The organism is Herbidospora mongoliensis, from assembly GCF_001570545.1.
Classification (GTDB): Bacteria; Actinomycetota; Actinomycetes; order Streptosporangiales; family Streptosporangiaceae; genus Herbidospora; species Herbidospora mongoliensis.
This window is the reverse complement of record NZ_BBXD01000014.1, coordinates 127973-147652: the sequence shown is the minus strand read 5'-3', so window position 1 is coordinate 147652 and position 19680 is coordinate 127973. Positions and strand designations below refer to the sequence as shown.

Below are 19680 nucleotides of genomic sequence, written 5' to 3'. Positions count from 1 at the left end.
GGCCGGAGGCGGCGGGCGGGGCCGGCCAGGCGGAGCCGTAACGGAGAGGAAAGATCACCACGCTGCTGATCGGATGCTCATCGGCGCCCGGCAGCCTGGGCGGCGTGATTGAGAACTTCACCTACCACCGTGTCCCCGTCGCCGACGGGGTGTCCCTGTCCGCCGCCGTCGGGGGTTCCGGTCCCGCGATCGTCCTGCTGCACGGGTTCCCGCAGACCCATCTCATGTGGCGGCACGTGGCCGCCGATCTCGCCACCGACCACACGGTCATCTGCCCTGACCTGCGCGGATACGGCGCCAGCGACAAACCAGCCGGAACCTACTCCAAGCGCGAGATGGCCGCCGACATCGTCGCGCTCGCCGCGGCCCTCGGCCATGAGCGGTTCGCCCTGGCCGGTCACGACCGGGGCGCCCTCGTCGCGTTCCGGGCCGGGCTCGACCATCCCGGGACCGTCACCCACCTGGCCTGCCTCGACGTCCTGCCGACCTTGGACATGTGGGATGTCCTGCGCGGCACCCGGGCCGCCGTCGGCTGGCACCTCTACCTGATGGCCCAGCCGCCCGGCCTGCCGGAGACGATGATCGCCGCCGACCCGGACACCTTCTTCGCCCACTTCCTGGACCAGTGGGCGACCGATCCCCTGGCGATCCCCCGCGAGGTCTACCTGGCGGCCTCCCGTGAGGCCATCCCCTCGATCGTGGCCGACTACCGCGCCTCGGCCGGGGTCGACGTCGAACACGACACCACCTCGCGGGCGGAAGGGGTCAGGCTGGCCATGCCGGTGACGGTCGTCCAGCAGGACTGGGGCGCGGCGCTCGGCTATGACGCCGCCGCGCTCTGGCAGGCCTGGGCCGGCGATCTCCGCCACCACACCACATCGGCGGGCCATTTCATGGCGGAGGAGGCCCCGGCCGAGATCGTGCGGCGGCTGCGGGAACTGCTCACCCGCTGACCAGGCCATTTTCCGACAAAGTTCGGTGGCGCACTCCACCAGGGGGAATGGCCTGGGAGGCCATGACATCTGATGACAAGCCCGCTCCCCCGCCGGAACGACCTCCGGAGGGACCCGTCGAGCGGGCGGCCGAGAAGGCGAACGCGACCGCCACGGACGGGCAGCCGTTCGGCCGGCAGGGGCGGCCCTTCGACCGGCGGTCGCCGTTCCACATCGGGATGATGGCCGCGGCGGGGGTGGCCGTCACCTACGGGGTGATCCTGCTGCTCGGGGCCGCCAAGGACGTGCTGATCCTCATCGGGCTGGGGCTGTTCCTGGCAATCGGGCTCGATCCGGCCACGAACTGGCTGGTGCGGCGGGGGGTGCCGCGCTGGGCGAGCGTGCTGATCATCGTCGTGGCGACGCTGGGGCTGGTCGGGGGGTTCCTCTCGCTGGCCATTCCGGTGGTCGTGGCCCAGGTGAGCCAGTTCGTCCACGAGGTGCCCGCCTATCTCCAGCAGGCCACGGACCAGAACACGCTCGTCGGGCGGCTGAACGGCCGGTTCGACCTGGGCCGCGTCATCCAGGAGCTGGGCACGGGCAAGAGCGAGGTCTCGCTGGTCGGCGGGCTGCTGGGGGCGGGCGAGGCGGTCGCGGGGGCGGCCTTCTCGACGGTGATCGTGCTGGTGCTGACGGTCTACTTCCTGGCCGACCTGCCCCGGATCAAGGCCACCGCCTACCGTTGCGTGCCCAACTCGCGTCGCCCGCGCGCGATCCTCATCGGCGAGGACATCCTGAGCAAGGTGGGCAGGTTCGTCCTCGGCAACCTGGTCACGTCGGTGGTCGCGGGGGTGCTCACCTTCGTCTGGCTGGTGATCTTCAATGTCCCGTACGCGCTGCTGCTGTCGCTGTTCGTCGCGTTCATGGACCTGATCCCGGTCGTGGGGTCGACGCTGGGCGGGGTGGTGGTCTTCCTGGTGGCGCTGTCGGTCTCGTTCCCGGTCGCGCTGGCCACCGCCGTCTTCTTCGTGGTGTACCGGCTGTTCGAGGACTATGTCCTGGTCCCGCGCATCATGGGCAAGGCGGTGGAGGTGCCCGGCGTGGTCACCCTCGTCGCCGTGACCCTGGGCGCGGCGCTGCTGGGCATCCTCGGCGCGCTGTTCGCGATCCCGGTCGCGGCGGCGCTGCGGCTCATCCTGCGCGAGGTCGCCTTCCCCCGTCTCGATACTTCCTGAGGACGGATGTCAAAGTCGGGGCGCCGGCTCCGACTCATCTCCAGAAGACCGGCAAGAGGAGATGACATGAAGTTTCTGCTGATCATGCACATCAACGAGCAGATCTGGGACGCGCTGACCGAGGAGGAGCGCAATGAGGTCATGAGCGGCCACGGCCCGTTCATGGAGACGATCACGAAATCCGGGGAGATGGTCGGCACCGCCGCGCTGGCCAACACGTCGCAGAGCGCCGTGGTCAGGGTGCGCGACGGCGTCCCTGCGGTGACCGACGGCCCCTTCCTGGAGGCCAAGGAGTATCTCGGCGGCTACTACATGGTCGACGTGGAGTCCCGCGAACGCGCGTTCGAGCTGGCCGCGCTCATCCCCGACGCCGCCATCGAGGGCATGGGCGTCGAGGTCAGACCGGTGGTCTTCACGCAGTGAAGTTCCTGCTGAACCTCTACGCGGAGCCGGTGGAGGAGGCGGTCCTGGCCGGGGAACTCGTCTGCGGCCAGGTGTTCGCCGACCCGTCCATCACCGCCGCCGTCCGGATGCGGGACGGCGTGGCGACGGTGACCGAGGGGCCCTACAGCCCCGCCTCCGACCAGCCCACCGGCCACTACGTGATCGACTGCGACGGCCGGGAGCGCGCCCTCGAACTGGCGGTGCTGATCCTGGGCGGCCGGGACGGCGGCGTCGAGGTGCGCCCGCTGATGGACTCGGCCGGGATGGAGATGTGAACGACACGTCCGGCGAGGACCTGCTGCGCGAACTGGCGCCGCAGGTCCTCGGCGTGCTGCTGCGCCGCCACGGCGGGTTCGAGGAGTGCGAGGACGCCGTCCAGGAGGCGCTGCTGGCCGCCGCGACGCAGTGGCCGGTCGAGGGTCTGCCGGACAGTCCGAAGGCCTGGCTGGTCACTGTGGCCTCCCGCCGATTCGTCGATCACGTACGGAGTGAGCAGGCCCGCCGCCGCAGAGAGATCACCGCGGCCGAACTCGAACCGATCGGCGCGGAAAGCCCCGCCCACGACGACACGCTGGCGTTGCTGTTCCTGTGCTGCCACCCGGCCCTGACCCCCGCCTCGCAGGTGGCGCTGACGTTGCGTGCCGTCGGCGGCCTGACCACCGCCGAGGTGGCCCGCGCGTTCATGGTCCCCGAGGCGACCATGGCCCCCCGGATCAGCCGCGCCAAGCAGAAGATCAAAGCCGCCGCGACCCTCGAACGGGGCGGTCTGGACGCCGTCCTGCACGTCCTCTACCTGATCTTCAACGAGGGCTACACCGCCAGCAGCGGCCCCGACCTGCACCGCGCCGAACTCACCGACGAGGCCATCCGCCTGACCCGCGCGGTCCACCGCGCCCGCCCCGGCGACGGGGAGGTCGCCGGCCTCCTGGCCCTGATGCTGCTCACCGACGCCCGCCGCGCCGCCCGCACCGCCCCCGACGGCGCCCTCATCCCCCTCGAAGACCAGGACCGCGACCGGTGGGACCGGTCGCTGATCGACGAGGGCACCGACCTGGTCACCGAAGCCATGTCCCGCTCACCGCTGGGCCCCTACCAGCTCCAGGCGGCCATCGCCGCCCTGCACGTCCAGTCGCCCACCGACTGGGAACAGATCCGCATCCTGTACGTCGTCCTCCGGCGCCTCTCCCCCAACCCGATGGTCACCCTCAACCACGCCGTCGCCGTCGCGATGACCCGGGGGCCGCGGGCCGGCCTCGACCTGCTGGCGAGCCTGGACACCGACCCCCGGACCGCCCGCCACCACCGCCTGCACGCCGTCCGCGCCCACCTGCAGGACCTGGCCGGCGACCACGCCGCCGCCCGGGAGAACTACCTGCTCGCGGCCCGCCTGACCACGAGCCTCCCCGAACAGCGCTACCTGCGGGAACGGGCACGTCCTCCAGACTGACCACGTGATGGCAAGAACGCGTAGTTCCGAGGTGAACTACACCCGCTGGTAGAGCACGGGGGCGTCGTCTCTCACCAGGGGACGACGCCCCCATCCTCGGCGAACGTGCCCGTCGGCCCGCCGTCGGGCAGCGTCGCGTACCGGATCGCGACCGCCGCGCCCTCCTGCGGGGTGCGCCCCAGGAAGCCGGTGAAGTCGGTCGCGACCAGCCCAGGGCACACGGCGTTGATCAGGATGTCCGTCCCGGCGAACTGCCGCGCGTAGTGCACGGTGACCGCGTTGAGGAACGACTTGGACGGGGAGTACGCCGCCATGATCGGTCCGATCGCGATCGCCGGGTCGGCCTGCCGGGTCAGCGAGGCGACGCTGCTGGACACGTTGACGATGCGCGGCGACGCCGACCTCCGCAGCAGCGGCAGCATCGCGTTGGTCACCCGGATCACCCCGATGACGTTGGTCTCCACGACCGTCCGGACCACGTCGAGGTCGAGCGCGGTCGGGTCCTGCTCCCACCCCGGCCCCATCGGACCGGAGATGCCGGCGTTGTTGACCAGGATGTCCAGCCGATCGAGCGTTCCGGCGGCGTCGGCGACGCTCCGGTCGTCGGTCACGTCCAGCGGCACCCCGAACGCCTCCACCCCGGCGGCGCGCAACTTCTCCACGGCGGTCTCCAGCCGCGCCGCGTCGCGGGCCCCGACGCCCACGCGGTAGCCGAGGGCGCCGAGCCCGGCCGCGATCTCATATCCGATTCCCTTGTTGGCGCCGGTGACCAGCGCGGTCTTCGTTTCGCTCATGTCGCCGATGCTCGCCCGTGGACGGGTGGCGCGGCCAACACCGATGCGGTGCCCTGTGATACCCGGCAGGTATGGTGACAGGCGTGGACACCCTGGAAACGCGTGAACTGCGCTACTTCGTCGCCGTCGCCGAGGAGCTGCACTTCGGCCGCGCCGCCGAACGCCTCGGCATGGCCCAGCCGCCGCTGTCCCGCGCGATCCAGCAGCTCGAACGCCGCCTCGGCGTCTCCCTCCTGGACCGCAACCGCCGCGGCGTCTCCCTCACCGGCGCCGGACAGGTCCTGCTGTACGAGGGCCGCGCCGCCCTCGAAGCCACTGTGGCGGCCGCCCGCCGCACCCGCCGCGCCGGTGCCGCCGACAGCCCCCGCGACCGCCTGGTCCTGGGGGTCAAGGCCGCCGGGGCCCACGAACTGCTGCAGAAACTCCTCGACGCCTACGCGGCCGAGCCCGGCGCCGCCGAGATCGAGGTGCTGCTGTGCGGCTTCTGCGAACAAGAAGGGCTGCTGCGTGACGGCCGCGCCGACGTGGCCCTCATGCACACCCCGTTCAACTCCCTCGCCGGGTTCGACAGCGAGGAACTCATGGCCGAAGGACAGGTCGCCATCCTGCCCGCCGCACACCCCCTCGCCGCGCGCCCGGCCCTGTCGCTGGCCGACGTCAGCGACGTCCCCGACCTCCCTCTCGCCCGCTGGCCCAACCGTGGCGTCTACCCGCCCGGCAACGGCCCCGAGGTCCGCGACCAGACCCAGCTGGCCCAGCTCATCGCCCTCGGACGCACCCTCGCCGTCGTCCCCGACTCGGCCCGCTCCTGGATGTGGGCCGACCACGCCGCCGTCCCGCTGACCGACGCGCCGCCCGTCGTCACCCACATCGCCTGGCCCGCCCACAGCCGCTCACGCGCCCTCGCCGACCTGGTCCGCACCGCCACCCGGCTATGACCCGCTGAGGCCGACCGGAACCCAGTGCGAGGAGTCGGGCGACCACCGCACCCTCGGCCGGAACAGGTCGGGCGCCTGGACCATCCGGTCGTGCAGATCGTGGAGCTCCCCGGACGGCGCGAGACCCAGCTCCCTGGCGAAGTCGGCGCGGGCCCGGCGATACACCGCCAGCGCGTCGGGCCTGCGGCCGTCGCGGTAGAGGGCGAGCATGGACGCCCTGATCAGCCGTTCCCGCAGAGGATGCTGCCGCACCAGGTCCGCCAGCTCAGGGAGCAGCTCCCGATGCCGGCCGCACTCCAGCTCGGCCTCGACACACGACTCGATCGCCGACAACCGCAGCTCCTCCAGACCCACCCCCAGCCGGTCGCGCAGCCGATCCGTGGCGGCGTCGGCGAGCAACGGCCCCCGCCAGTGCGCCAGCGCCTCCCGCAGCAGCCGCGACCGGCCACCCGGCCCGGCCGACCGGCGGGCCCGCCCGACCAGGTCCCGGAACACGTGCACGTCCACACTTCCCTCATCGGTCTCGGCCAGATAGCCGTCACCCCGGCGCACCAGCCGGAACCCGCGCGAACCCGTCCGGTCGGGATCGAGGGTCCCGCGCAGGCGGGCGACGTGGCTGTGCAGGATGCCCCGCGCGTGGTCGGGCGGTTCGTCGTCCCACAGCAGCTCCAGCAACCGGCTGACCGGGACCACCCGCCCCGCCTCCAGCAGCAGCAGGCCCAGCAGGCAGCGCTGCGCACGACGCCCCAGCGCGATCCTGCCCTCGCCGTCCCACACCTCGACCGGACCCAGCAGCCGGAATTCCCAACGCCCGTCAAGCATGATCACGAGCATCGGAACCGACGGTATAGACGAGGTATAGCCCCAGGTGAACCGGGCGGCAAGGCCGTGTCAAGCCACGCTCGCGATGCTCCCGCCGTGACCGAGCTGCGCATCCACTTCACCGCCGAAGACCTCGCGCGAACCCGCCTGGCCACCACCGCCGACCCGCTGTGGGAAGTCCTGCTCAGCCACTTCCGGCTCGCCGACCCCGACCGGCCCGCCCACCTCCAGCCGTGGACGGCCCGCCTGCGCGCCCGCCCCGACCTGCTCGCCAGGATGCGGCCCGCCGCCGCCCTCCTCGCCGGCATCGCCCCACGCGGCCCCCACGTCCCCGACTTCCTCACCCCCGCCGAATCGGCGGACGGACTCGACGCCGGCCTGGACGCGATACTCCGGCACGAACCGGAGCGGCTCCACCCGGGCGCCGGGGCCGAGTCACGGTTCGGCACCTCGCGCACCTGCCTGACGAGCGCGTTGCGTGACTACCACCACGCCGCAGTGGGCTCCCACGACGACCTGATCCTCCCGGGCGTCGAGGCCGACGTCGCCGCGCGGGTCGGCGCCCTGCTCACCGGCGGCGTCGAGGCGCTGTTCCGCGGCTTCGAGCCGATGATGCGCTGGCGACGGCCCGTGCTCGAAGTGCGCTACCCGGTCGAGCGGGACCTCCACCTGCGGGGCCGTGGCCTGCGGTTCGTGCCGTCCTTCTTCTGCAGCGGGACGCCCGTCTCCCTCGCCGACCCGGACCTGCCACCCGTCCTGGTCTACCCGATCGCACCCGAGCACCACTGGGGGACGGCCACCCGCACCGACCCGGGAGAATCGCTGGCCGACCTCATGGGCACCACCCGCGCCAACGTCCTGGCCGCCCTACGGCACAGCGCCTCCACCACCCAGCTCGCCCCCCGCCTGCACACCTCGCTGGCGTCGATGAGCCGCCACACCAAGACCCTCCGCCAAGCAGGACTCATCACCAGCACCCGCCGAGGCCCGCCATCCTGCACGACCTCACTCCGCTCGGCCGCCGGCTCCTCAACGGCTGACCCCCGTATCAGCGCCCGAAGCGGCGGTTGCGGCCCGCGTACGCGCGCAGGGCCCGCAGGAAGTCGATCTCGCGGAAGTCCGGCCAGTAGCACTCGCAGAAGTGCATCTCGGCGTAGGCCGACTGCCACAGCATGAAGCCCGAGAGGCGCTGTTCGCCGCTGGTCCTGACGATCATGTCGAGCGGCGCCTGGGTCGCCGTGTACACGTGCCGGGAGATCAGCTCGGCGTCGAAGCTCTCCAGGATCTCGTCCAGCGGCACACCCAGCGCCCGCTGCTCCCCGATCGCCGACCGGACGGCGTCGGCGATCTCCCGCTGACCGCCGTACCCGATCGCGACGTTCACCCTCGCGCCACCGGTGCGGCCGACGGTGCGATCGGCGGCCTCCTTGATGCCGAGCGCGGTGGCGTCGGGCAACAGGTCGAGGGTGCCGATGGGGGTGATCTGCCACGGGTTGCCCGGCGCGGCCAGCTCCCCGATCACGTCCTCGATGATGCCCAGCAGGGCGGTGAGCTCGGGTTCGGCGCGGTTCAGGTTGTCGTCGGAGAGCAGGTAGATCGTCACCTGCTCGATGCCGTAGGCGTCACACCAGCGGAGGAACGTCGGGATCTTCGCACCGCCCGCGCGGTGACCGTCGGCGGGATCGGGGAAACCGACCGACCTCGCCCAGCGGCGGTTGCCGTCGACCATGATGCCGATATGGCGCGGCATCAGGTCGAGCGGGAGCCGTCCGGCCAGCCTTCTGACGTAGATCCGGTCGAGGACACCCCTCAGCTGACGTCGTATCCAGAGCACCAGGTCATCGTCGTCCGGCCCGCGTCCCCAGACAACCCGCTGCACCGAACCCGCACGAAAAAACGACAGGCCGAGCTTCAACCTCAACGAAGGACAGGGCGTCGGCCGAACTCACGCCCGTTCATCCGGCCGCCGAGTGTGTCTGGAAGGGCGTCTCATCGTTCGGTGGTGAGGCGCTCCAGCCATTCCTCCAGGAGGCGCTGTTCGCCGTCGCTGAGGGTGGTCTGTTCGGGCAGGGCGGCGCGCAGGGCGCGGGCGGCGCCGGCCGGCCCTGCCTCCTGAGTGGCCGGGCGGTGGTTGGTGACGGCGGTGAGCATGGCTTCGCGAAGGGTGGTCAGCAGGGCCGGGTCGCGCCGCTCTTCAGGTAGGGACAGCCAGGTGAGGACCGCGCCGCGCGCGGTGGCGTGGATGATCGCGGCGGCGAGGTCCTCGTTGACGCGGAGCCAGCCGGCGGCGGCCAGACGGCGGATGCGGCCCATCAGGATCTCCATGCCCGCTGTGAAAGCGGGCGAGGCGGTTCTAGTGGGCTCGGCGTACATCAGCACGTACAGAGCGGGATTGGCCAGGCCGAACTCGACCGCCAGATCCCAGCCCGCCTTCAGGTCCTCAATGGGGTCTTCGGGGTCGGGGTCGATCTTCTTGCCCGCCAGGAACGTGGCGAAGCCGTGCTCGGCCACCGCGTCGAGCAGCCCGTCCTTGTCACCGAACAGCCGGTAGATGGCCGGCGCCTGAAGCCCCGCCGCGAGGGCGACCGCACGGGTGGTGACCGCGTCGCGGCCCTCGCGTGTCAGCAACTCGATCGCGGCCTCAATGACCCGCCGGCGGGTCTGCTCCTGGCCGGTGGCCTCGGTGCCGGGTTCGGCGCCCTTGCGAGGTGACATGAATCAACGTTATCCCATTCTGGGTTCCACTGATAATTTCCAGTGATAACGTGGCTATGTTTCCAGTGGTACTAACTTGTGGAGCAACCATGATCATCGTGACCGGAGCCACCGGGCAGCTCGGACGCCAGATCGTCGAGAGGCTGCTGACCCGCGTGCCTGCGGATCAGGTCGGCGTCAGCGTCCGTGACCCGAGGAAAGCGCAGGGGTTCGCCGACCGGGGAGTACGGGTGCGGCAGGGCAGCTTCACCGACGCCGCCGGGCTCGCCGATGCCTTCGAGGGTGCCACCCAGGTCCTCATCGTCTCCGTCGACAAGCTGGGCGAACAAGCCGTACAGCAGCACCGGACCGCCATCGGCGCGGCCGTCGCGGCCGGCGCCCGGCGCGTCCTCTACACCAGCCACATGGGCGCCGATCCGTCCTCCCACTTCCAGGCCTGCCGCGACCACGCCGCCACCGAAGACGCGCTGCGCGCCTGCGGCGTGCCGTTCACCTCCCTGCGCAACGGCTTCCACGCGGCCAGCGCGGTGCAGTTCCTCGGCCCGGCACTGGCCGGCGGAGGAGAGGTCGCGCTCCCCGCCGACGGTCCGGTGAGCTGGACCGCCCACGCCGACCTCGCCGACGCGGCCGCCGCCGTCCTGGCCGACGAAGGCCGCTTCGACGGACCCACCCCGCCACTCACCGCAGCCGAAGCGCTCACCTTCGACGACATCGCCAAGATCGCCACCCAGGTCACCGGCCGCACCATCACCAGAACCACCGCCACCGACGACCGGTTCCGGCGGCAACTCACCGACCGCGGCGTCCCCGCCGAGGCAGCGGACCACCTGCTCGGCATCTTCGCCGCCGCCCGCGCCGGTGAATTCTCTACCGTCGACCCGACCTTGGCCAGCTTGATCGGCCGCCCGCCCACCACCCTGGACACCATGCTCGCCGAGCAACCGCCCGGCCACTGACCCTTTTGGCGTTCACCATCGGAGAGGTGCGCTGGGGTCTGAAGGACCGGTTTCGAGACAGGGAATCGCGTGCACCATCGGGGATCTGCCCAGAGTCAGATCCCCGCAGATCTCGTGAGCGCGTTGCGCGGCGTGGAGCAAGGGTCAGGCTCGCCGCAAATCTCGTGAGCGCGTCGCGAACTGTGGAGCAAGGGCTGGACTCGCCGCAGACCGAGCCTTCTCCGCGCTCGCCGCAGATCCAGCCTTTTCGCGCGACAGTGTGATCGCTGACCGCTGGTCGGCATCCGCCCACGTGACAGCCAACGACCCCGGACGCCCCGATCCTCCGTCGGGTCGGCAGCGGAGGCGAAGCCGGGATTCATTCAGGTCATCATCTGGCCGGAATGCTGAGGATGCTGGATTCATGGCGAACACGAGCGCGCGCATGTTGCGGCTGCTGTCCCTGCTCCAGAGTCACCGCTACTGGCCCGGAGGGGAGCTCGCCGAGCGGCTGGAGGTGAGCGAACGCACCCTGCGCCGCGACATCGAGCGCCTGCGCGAACTGGGCTACCCCGTCGACGCCAGCCGCGGCGTCGCCGGCGGCTACCAGCTCCAATCCGGTACGGCCATGCCCCCTCTCCTGCTCGACGACGACGAGGCCGTCGCCATCGCGGTCGGCCTGCGCACGGGCGCCGGCGGCACCGTCGAGGGCATCGAGGAGACCTCGCTGCGCGCCCTGGCCAAGGTCGTCCAGGTCATGCCGCCCCGCCTGCGCCGCCGCGTCGACGCCCTGCAGACCTACACCGTCGCCCCGGCGGCGAACGGCCCCCGGGTCGGCGCGGCCACCCTCACCGTGATCAGCCAGGCCTGCCGCGACGACGAACGGCTCACCTTCACCTACGCCACCCCGGCGGGTGAGCCGACCACCCGGCTGGTGGAGCCGCACCGGCTGGTCTCGCTCAAGCGTCGCTGGTACCTGGTCGCCTGGGACCTCGAACGCGCCGACTGGCGCGTCTTCCGCCTCGACCGCCTCACCGGCCCGGCCACCACCGGAGCCCGGTTCCGCCAACGAGAACTGCCCGCGGCCGACGCCGCCGCGTTCGTCCAGGACCGGATCGACGCCCGCCCCACCCGCTACGACATCGTGGTCCACATCCACGCCCCGCCTGGTGACGTCGAACAGGTCGTCGCCGTCACCGGAGGAAGGGTCGAGCCCGTCGACGAGCACGCCTGCCGACTGCACATGAGCGTCGACGCCTTCGACTGGCCGATCATGATCCTGGCGGCGGTGGACGCCGAGTTCGACGTCGTCCAGCCTGACGAGTTCCGCGCCTACATCCACGCCATGGGCGCGCTCTTCCTGCGTGCAGGTGACGGTCGGAGGCAGCCGTCTATTCAGGCCGGTTTCTGACCTGTACTCCCGTTAGCGTCGATCACGTTCCCACCCGACGCCAGGAGGCAGCCAGATGACCGTCAAAGCAGTTCCCGACGGCTACTCGACCGTGACGCCGTGGATCATCTCCACCGACACCGCCAAGCTCATGGAGTATGTGAAGGAGGCGTTCGACGCCGAGGAGATCGTCCGCCTCGTCGGCGACGACGGCGTCATCGGCCACGCGGAGGTCCGCATCGGCGACTCGATGGTCATGATGTTCGACGCCAAGCCCGACTGGCCCCCGACCCCCGGCTTCCTGCGGCTCTACGTACCGGACGCCGACGCCGTCCATCGGCAGGCGGTCGCGGCCGGCGGCACCTCCGTCACCGACGTCACCCACCTGCTGTTCGGCGACCGCGTCGGACGCGTGCGTGACCCCCTGGGCAACCTCTGGTGGATCCAGACCCGCATCGAGGACGTGACCGCCGAACAGATGCAGCAACGCTTCGGCGACCCGGCCTTCGTCAAGGCGATGGAATACGTCACGGGAGCCGAGTTCTTCCCCCACGACGGCACCTGAGCACGACCGCCAGATCGGTGGCGCTCGACATGGCCGAGAACGCCGACACCGCTGTCGCGGCCCAGCTCGGTGGCGGGCCTAGTTCGGTGGAGGCCCAGCCCGGCGGCGACCCGGTCCTGTCGGCCCATCTCGGTGTCGACCCGGTGCAGGTCGACCAAGTCCTGTCGACCACCGGCCATAGGGCAAGGACCCTCATGAGGTGCGGTCGTTACCGACGTACAAGAGGGCCGGGACAAGCGATGGGGCGCGGGAGTCGGTAGAACTCGAACGCTGGGTCCCTAGATTGTTGCGGGCTTGTTGGATTTTTCGAGATTTCTTTTCAGTAACCCGGCGCCTTTACAAAGTAGATTTCTAGCGAGATTTCGTATCGGAGAAGTCCCGGGATGTGGTGAGGGCGGCGGCCGAAGCACTTTGGGCCAATATGGCCAGGCCTACTGTCCTCACCGGATCGCCCAGGCCACATTCCCTAGTTCTCTCCCCTGTCCCGGGACACCACGGTCGGCTTGACCTAGACGGAATCCAGCGGCGGAAGTGATTCGAGGGACTGGCACTTGCATCAATCTGCCTGCGCACCACGTCCACAACAGCCTTTAATTGCGACGCCGAAGGCCCGCTCCGGGGACGACCCGCGCCATGCTGGGCTTGCCGCATTCCGATTGTCCGACCGGGCCCAGGGTCCGGCCGCGCGGACGGCCAGGCTGATGTGATCCACGGACGGTCCATGATGCCGTCGTCGAGCAGACCGTCGACGGCCTCCCGATCGACGCGGGCCACCTCCCGGATCACGCCCAGGCCACATTCGCGTTCCCACTCCCCCGCCACCCGAATCGAATCAGGCGGCCCGAACGTAGGCTGGACGCAGGAATCAGCGAGTAAATACCCGAAGGCCTGAACACGTGGAAATCTTCGCCATTTTCGGGGCCACTGTGGGCGCGTTGATCGTCATTTCCGGACTGAGCGAGCGGAAGCGCACGAAGCAGATCCGGGAATGGGCCGCCGACCACGGTTGGACGGTCGAGAAGCGGCCGCCTCCGAGCGGCTGGGCAGCACGTTTACCCGGCGGATACGGCCATGGCGTCTCCCTGCTGCTATCGGGCACGGTCGACGGCCGGCCCGTCGCCGTGGCCGATTACGCGTACTCGGCAAGAGACTCCGATGGAGAAGAAACGGCGTACAACTACGTCGTCACCGCAGTGCGATTCGACCGGCGATATCCGCCCATCGCCGTCGTGTCGCGAGGCGCGTTTTCACGCCTTGGTCGGCGAATGTTCGGCGACAATGCCGCCGCGACCGGACACGTCGATTTCGACCGCAGATTTCGAGTGGTCACCCAGGACCCGGAACTCTCCCGCGCTCTCCTCGGCCCGGCGTTGATCGCCGCGCACCTCGCCGACCGGATACCCGAATGGAGCCTGGCCGACCATGACCTCCTGGCCTGGGAGCCCGGCCGAATCAAGGACGGCGACCACATCGAAACGCGGGTGACCGCCCTCCTGCGGGTCGCCGACCTGCTGGGGCGCTGACCGCACAACCTCAGAACACCGCTTGCGCCCGGACCGGATCATCGGGTTATAGTTCCGGCTGTAGGTCATGAGTGCCAGCGCACAGCCCCGGCTTGCTGGCCGGCAACCCTCGCGTCCGCGGCGGGGTGCCCCGGGTGAGGACCTGGTCCGTCGCGTGGTGCGGCGGGCAAGCGCGTGGCCCTCTGGAGGCGTTGTGTCCGCCGTGCTGTCCCTTGACGTCCCGGTGCGCGGTGGCGCGCTGGTCTCCTACGCCAATCTCGACTACGCGGCCAGCGCCCCCTGTCTCGAGGCGGTCAGCGTCGCCGTCGCCGAGGCGCTGCCCGCCTACTCCAGCGTGCACCGCGGTGCGGGGTACGCCTCCCAGCTGACCACCGCGCGCTACGAGCAGTCGCGGCGCACGATCAAGGCGTTCGTCGGGGCCCGGCCCGACGACGCGCTCATTTTCACCCGCAACACCACCGACGCGATGAACCTGCTGGCCCGCAGCCTGCCCGAGGGCACCACCGTCGTGGTCTTCGACACCGAGCACCACGCCACGCTGCTCCCCTGGTCCTCGCCGGTACGACTCCAGCCTCCCACCCTGCCCGGCGAGGCGCTCCGCGCGGCCGACGAGGCGCTGGCCGCGATCGACGGACCCGCGCTGCTGGTGGTCACCGCGGCCTCCAACGTCACCGGCGAGCTGTGGCCGATCGCCGGACTGGCGCACATCGCCCACCGGCACGGCGCCAGGATCGCGGTGGACGCCGCCCAACTGGTGCCGCACCGGTCGTTGAACACGGCCGCCCTCGACCTCGACTACGTCGCCTTCTCCGGCCACAAGGTGTACGCCCCCTTCGGCGCGGGCGTCCTGGTCGGCCGGCGCGACTGGCTGGAGAACGCGGAGCCCTACTTGAAGGGCGGCGGCGCGGTCCTCTCGGTCGGTGACCAGGCCGAATGGCAGAGCGACGTGGAGGCCCGGCACGAGGCGGGCACCCCCAACGTGCTGGGCGCCATCGCGCTCGCCGCCGCCTGCGAACACCTGACCCGCACCGGCTGGACCGACCTCGTCCACGAGGAGGAGCGCCTGCTCGCCCGGCTGCGGGACGGCATCGCCGCCATCGACGGCGTGCACGAACTGGCGCTGTGGCCGCACGACCATCCCCGGGTGGGGATCGTCTCCTTCGTCGTCGACGGCCACACCGCCCGCGAGGTGGCGGAACGCCTCTCCGAAGACCACGGCATCGGCGTCCGGGACGGCAAGTTCTGCGCCCACCCGTTCGTCCGCCACCTGCTCGGCGTGGGCGAGGGCGGCTGCGACGACATCGGCGGCGCGGTGCGCGCCTCGATCGGCATCGGCAGCACCGACGAACACGTCGACCGGCTGCTGGTTGCACTCCGAAGCTTCCAGTAGATGTGTGTCCGGGGGACGACCCCCCGAGCCCCCCGCTGCGAAGGGGCTTTCGCCCCCTCGCGCTCCCCTGGCCGCTGTCGCGTCCCGACGCCGCTACCGCTCCGGGATCGCTGCGCTCCCCGGCAAGGCCTCGCTTCGCTCGGGCGGCTCTCGCTTCGCTCGTCTGAGCGGGGCATTCGGATATTCCTCGCCGCCCCCACCCACGAGCCGAACCTGGGAACCGATACCGGATCGCGGACTCGGCGGTTCACCTTGCCCGCTCATGCCGACCGACGCTGAAAAGGGCGGGTCGTGGCCGGCCACCGCTCAGCATCTAGCCAACCTCCTGTACTGGGAAGGAGCCGGCCCTCTCTGCGGTCGAGCCGCTTCCCTGCAAGGTCGCCATCCCGGCCATCGCGGTGCCCGGGTCGGCCATCTCGCGGTCCCGGCCGACCAGAACCGGGGAAGAGCGTATGGCCATAGACGGGTCTCGCCTTCCAGCCCCGTCATCAAGGCCGCGATCAGTTCCACGCGTGTCGCCCGGCGGAACGGGATGGAACGCCCTACCTGTGAGACGGCCGCGACCGGCCGCGATTCAATTTGCCCTTGATCACTTCATGGTGATCAGAACCCGAGAAGGACAGACAATGAAAGGCATACTCAACCGGCTGGCCGCCGTCCTGGTGGCCACCATCGGCATCATCGGCCTGGCCACGGCGCCCGCCCAGGCGGCGACCGTGATCACCGCCCACCTGGAGATCGGCTTCAACACCGGCGTGCCCGCCGCCCGGACCATCAACCTGAGCGTGCACGTGCCCATGAACGAGTACGACGCGAACGGCTATCTCATCCACGGCGCCAGGATCCAGGTCCGCTTCTACGGCAGCGACCCCGGTACCGACTCTGTGATCTATGGTCCGGTCACCTGGTACAAGGACGACTTCGGCCTGACCGCGGGCCCGGACGGCATCCACCTGGACTACGGCTGGGAGGTCCCCCAGGGATCGTTCCTCAACGAGGACAGCGGTTGGGGCAACAACGGCGACGAGGTCTACATCGTCGCGAAGTTCATCGACGGCGACGGCGCGACCATCAGCGCCGAGTCCAACACCGAGGAAGGCATCTACTAAGAAGGCCTAACAGAATGACCCCAGCGCCTGGCAAGGCTCCGTCGTCCTGCGCCATCCATCCAGATGACACACCTCGCCGTGCCGGCGCCGAGTACAGCGAAGCTCTTTTGTCAGGAGCTCTAAGCCGGACCTCACCAGGCCGGTGGTCCGGCGCTCCCCTCCGCAGCCGGACCACCTTCACGCCAGCCTCGGCTCCAACAACCCCCGCCGTCGCCAGACCAGCCCGAACGGGAGCCACTCGCCGAACTCGCGGCGTGCGCCGACCAGGTGGCATGATCACCGGATTGCGCCCTGTGGCACGAGCTGATCCACCGGCTCAGCGGTCGCCGACCGTATCGCCGCTACCGCACCCGGCGAACCCGGCTGCCCGATGACGCGCCCTGGACCGACGCCCCTTCCTTCACCCGTCTCACCTGGCGCACCCGCGCGGCCCACCTGATCGGGACCTTCGCCGTCGACTACCAGGTCTGCCGCACCACGCCACCCCAGCCGACGGCAGAACCCGACTGCATTTCTTCCGTTACGGCTCCGCCTGGCCGGCCACCCGATCTCCCTCTGGCCACCCGACCAATCAAGATCGTCCAGGCCGCCGACGGCTGAAAGCTCATCGCGGGTTCTAGAGCTCCAAGTACCAGTGGTCAGGGTCGTCAGGTCGGAGAACAGGTCACCGACCTCGGGATGCCGTACCTCCTGGACCCGATCGACGTCATGTCGCGTCCGCAGTTCGGCGAACTCCGGGTCGGCGCGATCGCACCTCAGGTGTCCGGTGTCTGCCCCCCACCGCCATGCCCAGGCCCGCACGGGAAGTCGCTGGGCAGTTCACGGTGCCGCGGTGTCACCGGGCCGGGCTGATTCCGGCGAAGGTCAGGCCCAGGAGGCGGTCGGCCTCGGTGGCGGGGTCGGTGTGGTGCTCGGTGGCCAGGGCCAGGCCGGTGACCACGGCGAGCAGGTCGGTGATGGTGATGCCGGGGGCGAGGGCGGTGGCGGCCTGGGCGACCAGGGGTTCGCCCGCTTCGGTGAGCCGGGCGGTGGCGCAGTGCTCGTGGGCCGCGCCGGGGTCCGTCGCGCAGGCGCGGTTCAGGGCCACGGCCAGGCCGCCGATGGTCGCGGCGGACGTGGTGACAGCGCTCAGCCACTCGAGCAGCGCGGCCCGGGTGTCGGCGCGACCTATGCGGTCGCCTGCGTGGGCGCACAGGGAGTCGACGCGTTCGCGGAAGACCGCGGCCAGCAGGGCGTGGCGGGTGGGGAAGTGGCGGCGTACCGTCCCCGACCCCACGCCCGCGATGCGGGCGATCTGTTCCAGCGACGCGTCGGCGCCGTTGAGGGCGATCTCCTCGCCGGCCACGGCGAGCAGGCGCGCGTAGTTGCGCTGGGCGTCGGCGCGCATGGGCTTCACCTCGAGGTTGCTAAACGGCGGGGGTCTCCGTATCGTACCGAATCAGAAACGGCGGGGTCCGCCGTTTAAAACTCTGGGGAGCTCTCATGTCTTCTGTCCTGGTCACCGGTGCCACCGGCCGGCAGGGGGGTGCGACCGCCCGCGCCCTGCTCGCGGCGGGGGTGCCCGTGCGGGCGCTGGTCCGCGATCCCTCGACGGAGCGGGCCAAGGCCGTCGAGGCGCTCGGCGCCGAGCTGGTGACCGGTGATCTCACCGACCGCGATTCGCTGGTCGAGGCCGCGCGAGGGGCCCGGGCCGTCTTCTCGGTGCAGATGCCGCCGATGGCGGAGGGGCTGGCGGGCAACTCCATCGACTTCGACGGGGAGCTGGCCCAGGCGGTCAACCTGATCGAGGCCGCGCGGGCCGTCGGGGTGCCGCAGTTCGTGCACACCTCGGTCTCCGGCGCCGGGCAGCGGGTCGTCACCGAGCGGTGGGCCGGGCTCGACCCCTACTACGCCACCAAGGGCGCCATCCAGGACCGTGTCCGGGAGGCCGGGTTCACCTACTGGACGCTGATCAAGCCGGGCTTCTTCATGGAGAACTTCCTGCCAGAACTGGCCTACCTGTTCCCTCGCGGGGTCGAGGGCGGCCTGGTCACGGTGCTGAAGCCGGAGACCAGGCTCTCCCTCGTCGCGGTCGACGACATCGGCCGGGCCGCCGCTGCGGCGATCGCCGACCCCGGGCGTTTCCACGGGATCGAGCTGGAGCTCGCGAGCGACCACCGGTCGATGACCGAGATCGCCGCGGCCCTGTCCACGGCGCTCAGGACCGAGCTGACCGCACCCGACCTGACTGAAGAGGAGGCCGTCGCCAAGGGGATGCCGGTGTGGGCGGGGGTGTCGCACGAACGTACCGGCGCCGTCGGGCAGCCCGCGCGGCCGGAGTACGCGCGGGCGTTCGGCATCCCCCTGACCACCTTCGAGGAGTGGACGGTCAAATACCTCTGATCAGACGAGGCCGCGACGGCTCGCCTGCGCCCCGGCCTGGAACCGGGTCTCGGCGTTCAGTTCGTCGAAGAGGTGGCGCAGGCGGCGGCGGAGGCTGCGCGGGCTGGTGCCGAACTGGCGGGCGATGGCGTCGTCCTTCAGCCCGGCCGCCAGCAGCGCCAGCAGCCGCCGGTCCTCCACGTCGAGTTCGGCGGGCGCCGCCTCCTTCTCGGGGGCGGACGACGGGTGCGGATACATCGGCACCCCCTCACGCCACATGCGCTCGAACAGTTCCACCAGGGCCACCACCATGGTCGACCCCCGGATCAGCACACTGCGGCTGACCGGCAGGAACAGGTGCAGCGGCATGATCGCGACCCGCTGGTCGACCAGGACCATCTTGAACGGCAGGCCGGGCAGCACCCGGGCCTCCTCGCCCTCTTTCAGCATGGTGTCCAGCTCGTCGAGCGCGCCCTCGTGCTGGAAGGCCTCGGGCGCGTAGATGGTCCGGTAGCGGACGCCGTCGCGCAGGCGGGCGCGCTCCATCGGGTTGCGGTAGTCGAGCAGGTAGGGCGGGCGGTCGAAGGTGAGGACCTCCTCCCTGGCCTCCTGCTGCACCTGCTGATACCACCGGGCGAGCATCTCGGGCCCGGCCATGATCTCGAACTGGCCGATCTCGTCGGGCTCCTGGCCGACGCTGCGGAAGGTCGCCTCCAGCTCGTCGGCGGTGTCGTTGACCCGGTCGAGTTCGGTCTGGAGGCCCCGGACCAGGGAGCGGATCGCGGTGCCCGGGTTGGTCGCCGTCCAGCTCCCCCGCCGGCGGTTGATCAGGCCTCGGGTGCTGAGCCTGCTCAGCGACGACTGGACGCGGCCGCCGCTCTCGCCGCTCCGCATGACGATCTCCTGCGCCGAGATGCCGGGCGAGGCGAGCACCGCACGATAGATCCGTTCGTCGAACGGGCTGATCCCGAGCACTTGCAACATGTCGCCACATATTGGCCATTTCGGGCGGCTGCCGCAATAGGACACACCGGCACCCTTGGCATCATAGTTAACAGACAGTTAGAAATCGTGTCGTGC

Annotated in this window: 19 protein-coding genes and 1 riboswitch; of the genes, 13 read left to right on the top strand and 6 right to left on the bottom strand. The window is 70.6% G+C overall.

The genetic code is table 11. The annotated features are described in order from the left end of the window. The first annotated feature begins 95 nt into the window (after positions 1-95). The 5 genes from AW272_RS19745 to AW272_RS19725 all read left to right on the top strand — a co-directional run bounded on the left by AW272_RS19745 (position 96) and on the right by AW272_RS19725 (position 4058). Entirely contained in the window at positions 96-953 is an 858-nt protein-coding gene (locus AW272_RS19745; RefSeq protein ID WP_066367203.1) for an alpha/beta fold hydrolase, read from the top strand. Positions 954-1015: 62 nt separating this feature from the next. Then, a complete protein-coding gene (locus tag AW272_RS19740) occupies positions 1016-2167 on the top strand; it encodes an AI-2E family transporter (RefSeq protein ID WP_083958531.1) in 1152 nt (383 codons plus the stop codon). A gap of 66 nt (positions 2168-2233) precedes the next feature. Beyond that, entirely contained in the window at positions 2234-2590 is a 357-nt protein-coding gene (locus tag AW272_RS19735) for a YciI family protein (RefSeq protein ID WP_066367198.1), read from the top strand. Next, the gene (locus AW272_RS19730; RefSeq protein WP_066367196.1) at positions 2587-2886 is read left to right on the top strand and encodes a YciI family protein; all 300 of its coding nucleotides are present in this window, start codon (positions 2587-2589) and stop codon (positions 2884-2886) included. The genes AW272_RS19735 and AW272_RS19730 overlap by 4 nt, the downstream gene beginning before the upstream one ends. Then, complete coding sequence (locus AW272_RS19725; RefSeq protein ID WP_066367193.1) at positions 2883-4058, top strand: RNA polymerase sigma factor; 1176 nt, start codon at positions 2883-2885, stop codon at positions 4056-4058. The genes AW272_RS19730 and AW272_RS19725 overlap by 4 nt, the downstream gene beginning before the upstream one ends. 71 nt (positions 4059-4129) lie before the next feature. Here the strand turns inward: AW272_RS19725 and AW272_RS19720 are convergent, their stop codons facing one another. Then, positions 4130-4852 (bottom strand): SDR family oxidoreductase, encoded by a 723-nt coding sequence (locus AW272_RS19720; RefSeq protein WP_066367190.1) that lies wholly within the window; start codon positions 4850-4852, stop codon positions 4130-4132. Positions 4853-4935: 83 nt separating this feature from the next. Between AW272_RS19720 and AW272_RS19715 the strand changes: the two genes are divergently transcribed. Next, positions 4936-5790: a LysR family transcriptional regulator gene (locus AW272_RS19715; protein WP_157518659.1), complete on the top strand. Its 855-nt coding sequence runs from the start codon at positions 4936-4938 to the stop codon at positions 5788-5790. On the opposite strand, the gene AW272_RS19710 is transcribed toward AW272_RS19715, so the two are convergent. From AW272_RS19710 to AW272_RS19685, 3 genes are all read right to left on the bottom strand, one after another. Further along, the gene (locus tag AW272_RS19710) at positions 5785-6612 is read right to left on the bottom strand and encodes an AfsR/SARP family transcriptional regulator (RefSeq protein ID WP_169807577.1); all 828 of its coding nucleotides are present in this window, start codon (positions 6610-6612) and stop codon (positions 5785-5787) included. The two genes, AW272_RS19715 and AW272_RS19710, sit on opposite strands and share 6 nt — an antisense overlap. A gap of 1048 nt (positions 6613-7660) precedes the next feature. Beyond that, entirely contained in the window at positions 7661-8446 is a 786-nt protein-coding gene (locus AW272_RS19690) for an isoprenyl transferase (protein WP_245657631.1), read from the bottom strand. 155 nt (positions 8447-8601) lie between these two features. After that, positions 8602-9327, bottom strand: a complete 726-nt coding sequence (locus AW272_RS19685; RefSeq protein ID WP_066367175.1) for a TetR/AcrR family transcriptional regulator — start codon at positions 9325-9327, stop codon at positions 8602-8604. 89 nt (positions 9328-9416) lie between these two features. Between AW272_RS19685 and AW272_RS19680 the strand changes: the two genes are divergently transcribed. The 6 genes from AW272_RS19680 to AW272_RS19655 all read left to right on the top strand — a co-directional run bounded on the left by AW272_RS19680 (position 9417) and on the right by AW272_RS19655 (position 16239). Then, on the top strand, positions 9417-10283 hold the full coding sequence (locus AW272_RS19680) for an NmrA family NAD(P)-binding protein (protein WP_066367174.1): 867 nt from the start codon (positions 9417-9419) through the stop codon (positions 10281-10283). A 403-nt stretch (positions 10284-10686) separates the two neighbouring features. Beyond that, positions 10687-11673, top strand: a complete 987-nt coding sequence (locus AW272_RS19675) for a helix-turn-helix transcriptional regulator (protein ID WP_174551838.1) — start codon at positions 10687-10689, stop codon at positions 11671-11673. A gap of 55 nt (positions 11674-11728) precedes the next feature. After that, positions 11729-12217 carry a VOC family protein gene (locus AW272_RS19670; RefSeq protein WP_066367173.1) on the top strand — a complete coding sequence of 163 codons (489 nt, stop codon included), beginning with the start codon at positions 11729-11731 and terminating at the stop codon, positions 12215-12217. Between the two features lie 896 nt (positions 12218-13113). Continuing rightward, on the top strand, positions 13114-13740 hold the full coding sequence (locus AW272_RS19665; RefSeq protein WP_066367171.1) for a hypothetical protein: 627 nt from the start codon (positions 13114-13116) through the stop codon (positions 13738-13740). Between the two features lie 63 nt (positions 13741-13803). Next, a riboswitch (SAM riboswitch) is annotated at positions 13804-13919 on the top strand. 14 nt (positions 13920-13933) lie between these two features. After that, entirely contained in the window at positions 13934-15130 is a 1197-nt protein-coding gene (locus AW272_RS19660) for an aminotransferase class V-fold PLP-dependent enzyme (RefSeq protein WP_245657630.1), read from the top strand. Between the two features lie 626 nt (positions 15131-15756). Next, positions 15757-16239, top strand: a complete 483-nt coding sequence (locus tag AW272_RS19655; RefSeq protein WP_066367170.1) for a hypothetical protein — start codon at positions 15757-15759, stop codon at positions 16237-16239. A gap of 835 nt (positions 16240-17074) precedes the next feature. On the opposite strand, the gene AW272_RS19650 is transcribed toward AW272_RS19655, so the two are convergent. Beyond that, positions 17075-17626 (bottom strand): TetR/AcrR family transcriptional regulator, encoded by a 552-nt coding sequence (locus tag AW272_RS19650; RefSeq protein ID WP_066367168.1) that lies wholly within the window; start codon positions 17624-17626, stop codon positions 17075-17077. A gap of 95 nt (positions 17627-17721) precedes the next feature. On the opposite strand from AW272_RS19650, the gene AW272_RS19645 reads away from it, so the two are divergent. Then, on the top strand, positions 17722-18621 hold the full coding sequence (locus AW272_RS19645; RefSeq protein ID WP_066367165.1) for an NmrA/HSCARG family protein: 900 nt from the start codon (positions 17722-17724) through the stop codon (positions 18619-18621). Here AW272_RS19645 and AW272_RS19640 read toward each other — a convergent pair whose 3' ends face one another. Continuing rightward, entirely contained in the window at positions 18622-19584 is a 963-nt protein-coding gene (locus AW272_RS19640) for a TrmB family transcriptional regulator (RefSeq protein ID WP_066367163.1), read from the bottom strand. Between the last annotated feature and the right edge of the window lie 96 nt (positions 19585-19680).

Coding starts and splice junctions, on each gene's coding strand:
- AW272_RS19680 (WP_066367174.1), top strand. CDS start 9,417: ATGATCATCGTGACCGGAGCCACCGGGCAGCTCGGACGCCAGATCGTC.
- AW272_RS19670 (WP_066367173.1), top strand. CDS start 11,729: ATGACCGTCAAAGCAGTTCCCGACGGCTACTCGACCGTGACGCCGTGG.
- AW272_RS19685 (WP_066367175.1), bottom strand. CDS start 9,327: ATGTCACCTCGCAAGGGCGCCGAACCCGGCACCGAGGCCACCGGCCAG.
- AW272_RS19675 (WP_174551838.1), top strand. CDS start 10,687: ATGGCGAACACGAGCGCGCGCATGTTGCGGCTGCTGTCCCTGCTCCAG.
- AW272_RS19720 (WP_066367190.1), bottom strand. CDS start 4,852: ATGAGCGAAACGAAGACCGCGCTGGTCACCGGCGCCAACAAGGGAATC.
- AW272_RS19710 (WP_169807577.1), bottom strand. CDS start 6,612: ATGCTTGACGGGCGTTGGGAATTCCGGCTGCTGGGTCCGGTCGAGGTG.
- AW272_RS19650 (WP_066367168.1), bottom strand. CDS start 17,626: ATGCGCGCCGACGCCCAGCGCAACTACGCGCGCCTGCTCGCCGTGGCC.
- AW272_RS19640 (WP_066367163.1), bottom strand. CDS start 19,584: ATGTTGCAAGTGCTCGGGATCAGCCCGTTCGACGAACGGATCTATCGT.
- AW272_RS19735 (WP_066367198.1), top strand. CDS start 2,234: ATGAAGTTTCTGCTGATCATGCACATCAACGAGCAGATCTGGGACGCG.
- AW272_RS19655 (WP_066367170.1), top strand. CDS start 15,757: ATGAAAGGCATACTCAACCGGCTGGCCGCCGTCCTGGTGGCCACCATC.
- AW272_RS19645 (WP_066367165.1), top strand. CDS start 17,722: ATGTCTTCTGTCCTGGTCACCGGTGCCACCGGCCGGCAGGGGGGTGCG.
- AW272_RS19740 (WP_083958531.1), top strand. CDS start 1,016: ATGACATCTGATGACAAGCCCGCTCCCCCGCCGGAACGACCTCCGGAG.